This is a genomic window from Streptosporangium sp. G11 (assembly GCF_051192615.1).
Classification (GTDB): Bacteria; Actinomycetota; Actinomycetes; order Streptosporangiales; family Streptosporangiaceae; genus Streptosporangium.
The window spans coordinates 1-4,803 of sequence record NZ_JBPJUQ010000194.1; the positions used below are offsets into that span (position 1 = coordinate 1).

At 67.5% G+C, this 4,803-nt stretch carries 3 protein-coding genes; all 3 read left to right on the plus strand.

Annotated features, from left to right (window positions below):
• On the plus strand, positions 1 to 486 hold a 486-nt coding region (locus ACSDR0_RS49390; protein WP_435295923.1), incomplete at its 5' end, for a transposase family protein.
• A gap of 465 nt (positions 487 to 951) precedes the next feature.
• Positions 952 to 2,067, plus strand: a complete 1,116-nt coding sequence (locus ACSDR0_RS49395; RefSeq protein WP_435295924.1) for a hypothetical protein — start codon at positions 952 to 954, stop codon at positions 2,065 to 2,067.
• Between the two features lie 401 nt (positions 2,068 to 2,468).
• Complete coding sequence (gene ligA, locus ACSDR0_RS49400) at positions 2,469 to 4,577, plus strand: NAD-dependent DNA ligase LigA (RefSeq protein ID WP_435295925.1); 2,109 nt, start codon at positions 2,469 to 2,471, stop codon at positions 4,575 to 4,577.
• Positions 4,578 to 4,803: the final 226 nt, after the last annotated feature.

Below are 4,803 nucleotides of genomic sequence, written 5' to 3' on the forward strand. Positions count from 1 at the left end.
AACGCCGCTGAGCAGGACCGTTTATACGATCACCATCCGGCCACCCAACACAACCGAACCGTAACTTACCGGCGTTGCGGCAAGCATCGCGTGCACGGGATGAACGTCCAGGTCATCGCCTCACCGGACGGGACGATCCTGTGGACCTCCGGAGCGCTGCCCGGCAAAGCCCACGATCTGAGCGCCGCCCGGATCTGGGGCATCCTGCGCGCGCTGGAGACGGCCGGGATCATCACCCTGGCCGACAAGGCGTATCAGGGAGCCGAGGGCCCGGTCATCACCCCGTACAAGGGCAAGAACAAACCCGAGTCCCAGAAGCGGGCCAACCGCTCCCACGCCAAGCTCCGAGGCCCCGGCGAACGAGTGAACGCCCAGTTGAAGAGCTGGAAGATCCTCCGCAAGCTACGCTGCAGCCCTTCCAAAGCCGGCCACCTCTGCAAGGCCATCGCCGTCCTTCAAAACCACCGCGTTGCCCAGGCCGCCTGAGGATGGAACGGCTCACTGGTGCGCGTCGTCCCGGAACTTATACCAAGGCCCCTTCACGTGCCGGACATCGCCCGGCCGGCTCGCGGGGCTCCAGACATAGCCGTAGCCGTCCCCTCCCCAGCCCTTGCCTCGGTAGAAGTAGACCTGGTCGTTCTCCCGACGGACGAACTCGAACGAGAGACTTCCGATGCTTTGATCCCTGAGTTCGACGCCCTCCCCAGTGTGCGGGCGACCGCCTCCATATTCCCTGACGAGTGGGTGAAGCGCAGGTCCTCACCCCAGATCAGGGCCACGATAAGGATGGCAGCCAAGAGCGCCGCACCCAAGTACACGGCTCTGCGTAACGCAGGCCTTTCCACGCGGCTTGTCTCGATCATGTGATCATCTTCACATGTGCCCAGGCAGAACTACGAGGTCGCACGAGGATGAAAAAGGTTCATAGATAAATGCCCTCTGAGCTGGGCGGTGACCGACATCGCCGGGCTCGGGGTGAGTCGCAGCGAGCTGTTGTCGTCCCTTCTCGGAGGGATTCCGTTCGTCCTGGCGGCCGGGATGTCGCTGCGTGGATGGCGGCTCAGCCTTACCGCGCTGGGGCTGAGCGTGGTGCTGATCGGCGCCGGCGTGGTGGTGCTGCGCCAGGAGTCGCCAGAGGAGTTCGAGGCACGACTGGCGGCCGCCAACGTAAACAGGGAGACCACGTACGTGGTCTCCATCCCCGGCTACCGGCCCAACGGCGGCCGCGACTACGGCCGCGGGCTGGGCGACGCCGGCTTCCTCCCCGAGAATCCGGACGCGATCCCGCCCGATCGGCACATCACGATCACCGCGTACAACCGGCTCATGGTGGGCGAAAAGATGTGCGGGCAACCCAGCGCCCAGGACTCCCGCCTGACATGGGGCTCCTGCACCGCCGAGTCGGGCGGCCTGGTGTACCGGAACAACGAGATCGTGCACGGCTACCAGGTGCCGGTCGGCCGCCGGCACGTGACAGTGGTGGGGACCCCATCGGTCGACCATGACCTGCTGCGGGCCACGGCGCTGAACCTGCACCTGGCCACTAACCGCGAACTGGGCGCCGCCCACGAGCAGACCGGCGACTACTACGCGGCGAGGATTCCCGGATATGCCGGGCAGCCGACCGGGATCCCTGCGGGCATGATCTACCTTCCGTTGGACCGCACCGGCATCGGAGCGCAGAGCGTCGCGATCCAGTTGTACGTGACCTACGCGGACGGAGAAGACGTATGCTTTCGCGCCACCGAGTGCACACCGGATGGCGCTGGCCTCACGTACGTCCGCCACGAGGACACGCACGGGTACGCGATGAGGCGCGGCGAGGTGAACGTGCTGGTGCTGGGCGGCCTGCGGACCGGCAAGACGCCACTGCGGCAGGCCACCCTGAACGCCCGCCCGGTCACCGAGGAGGAACTGCGCCGCGCCCTCCCCCCCGCTACAACCGCGTCACACCGTCGACCGCTTCTGCCGATGGTTGCGGACGTTCTGAACTTGCACGGGCGCTTCGAGTTTGACATGAGCTGGCATCCGGAGCCTGACGGCGTCCCCCTCAGCCCGCCCAACTGACAGGGCAGTGGAAGTTGGCCCGGTGGAGCCGGCACCCCAGTCGCCGGTGCCATTGTGGAGCGGGCCCAAGCGCTGCTCGACGATGGCCAGGAGCGATTGCTCACCACAGCAGATGCGTTCGACACCCGCTCATATCTATCGCCCGGGCGAGCTCATCGAGGGCACAGAGGTCAGGCTCGCATCTCCCGGGTCGGCCGGGATCTTCAGCAGCTGCCCAGCATGGTGTACATGCCGCCGCGACAGACAGAAGCGGCCTTCGCAGCGACCAAGGATCCCACTTGTGTTGCCTCTCCCGGCATGCGGTCATCGATCACGAACGTTATCTGTTGACCGCAGCCTCACAGCACTCAGGCCTCGGACGGCCGGACGGAATTGTCAGTGCCATCAAGCATGATCGAACCATGACCGAGGAGCCCCCCATCGTTGTCCTGGCCGATGACACGGCCTACGCCGAAGCCGTCCAACTGGCTGTTGACTCCGCCGCCGCGTACTACGCCGACGGCACCTCCACGCTCGACGACGATGCCTATGACAGGCTCGCGCGCGGGATCCAGGCGTACGAGGAAGCCCACCCCGAGTCGGTGCTGGCGACCTCGCCCACGGGCAAGGTCGCCGGTGGCGCCGTGGTCGGCGACGTGCCGCACACCGTGCCGATGCTCAGCCTGGACAATGTCTTCGGTGCCGGGCAACTGGCCGACTGGGCCACCTCATTGGAGCGCAGGCTCGGACGCCCGGTCGCGGCGTGGAGCGTCGAGCCCAAGCTCGACGGCTTGGCCATCTCGGCCCGCTATCGTCACGGCCGCCTGATGCAGCTTGTAACCCGCGGCGACGGCACTGCCGGTGAGGACGTCTCCCACGCGATCGGCACCATCGTGGGGCTGCCCACCAGGCTGGCCGAGCCGGTCACCATTGAATTGCGTGGCGAAGTTGAAATGACGACGTTGCAGTTCGAAGACGCCTGCGCCAAGCGCCAGGCGCACGACGGCACCACGTTCGCCAATCCGCGCAGCGCCGCCGCGGGCACGCTGCGCGCCCAGGACCGGCCGTATGTGTGCGAGCTGACGTTCTTCGGCTATGGCGTGCTGCCCGCCCCCGACGACGCCTCCGAGTTGGCGGTGCGACTGCGCGAGCTCCCGCACAGCGAGGTCATGGCGTGGGTCGCCGGGCAGGGCGTGCAGACCACCGCCGCCACGCCCGTCGCCGGGATCGTCGCCGAGACGCTGGAGCAGGTGCAGGAGCGCGTTGAGCATATCGCCGCGGTGCGGCCGGAGCTACCGTTCGGCATCGACGGCATTGTGATCAAGTGTGATCTCGCCGCCGACCAGGCGCTGGCCGGTTTCAGCTCGCGCGCCCCCCGCTGGGCGATCGCCTACAAACTGCCCGCCACCGAAAAAATCACCAAACTGCTCGACGTCGAATGGAACGTCGGCCGCAGCGGCATCATCGCCCCGCGCGCCGTGCTGAAGCCGGTCGAGATCGACGGCAGCACCATCACCTACGCCACTTTGCACAACGCCTCCGACATAGGACGTCGGGGCCTGATGCTCGGCGATTCCGTGGTCGTCTACAAGGCCGGTGACGTGATTCCTCGCGTCGAGGCCCCGGTCGTGCACCTGCGCACCGGCGAGGAGAAGCCGATCCCGATCCCGCAGGTCTGCCCGTTGTGCGGCGACGCGATCGACTCCTCCCAGGAGCGGTGGCGGTGCGTGCGCGGGCGCGCCTGCCGGGTGATCGCCTCCATCGGCTACGCCGCCGGCCGCGACCAGCTCGACATCGAGGGCCTGGCTGAGAACCGCATCCAGCAGATGCTGGACGCCGGGCTGATCGCCGACTTCGCCGACCTGTTCTTCCTGACCCGCGAGCAGGTGCTGGGCCTGGAGCGGATGGGCGAGACCAGCACCGACAACCTGCTGGCCGCCATCGAGCGGGCCAAGGCCCAGCCGCTCAGCAGGGTGTTCTGCGCGCTGGGCGTGCGCGGCACCGGCCGGTCCATGAGCCGCCGCATCGCCCGGCACTTCGGCAGCATGGACGCCATCCGCGCGGCCGACGCCGAGGCGATCGAGGCGGTGGAGGGCATCGGCCCGAAGAAGGCACCAGGGGTGGTGGCGGAACTGGTCGAGCTCACCGGCCTCATCGACAAGCTGATCAGGGCCGGGGTCAACATGACCCAGCCGGGCTGGACGCCCCCCGCCGCTCCTGACACCTATGCCAAGGCCGATACAGACACCAACGCGGGCCCGGAGGCGAGCGGCACATCCAAGGGACCGCTGGCCGGGATGTCCGTCGTGGTCACCGGCGCGATGAGCGGAGCGCTGGAGGCGCTGACCCGCAACCAGATGAACGAGCTGATCGAACGCGCCGGCGGCAAGTCCTCCTCCAGCGTCTCGAAGAAGACCAGCCTGCTGGTGGCCGGAGAGAAAGCAGGCTCCAAACGCGCCAAGGCCGAGAGTCTAGGCGTGCGGATCGTCGGCCCAGAGGAGTTCGCCGACCTCGTCGGCGCGCTCCTCTAATCGGGACCGGAGCTATAGAGGGGGGCGGGAGAGCAGATCTGCGGCCATAACCGCGAACCGCAGGCTGTTCAGATCACTCATGAGAGCATCTGCTCACAGCGGTGACGTTGTGGACTGCCTGCCGTCGCGGCCCGGAGAAGACCTGGGTGTACGGCGGCCTGCGCATCGCTGATGGCCACGCGGTCACCATGTGCGCTCCCTCGCGCAACAGCACCGGCTGGCAGCG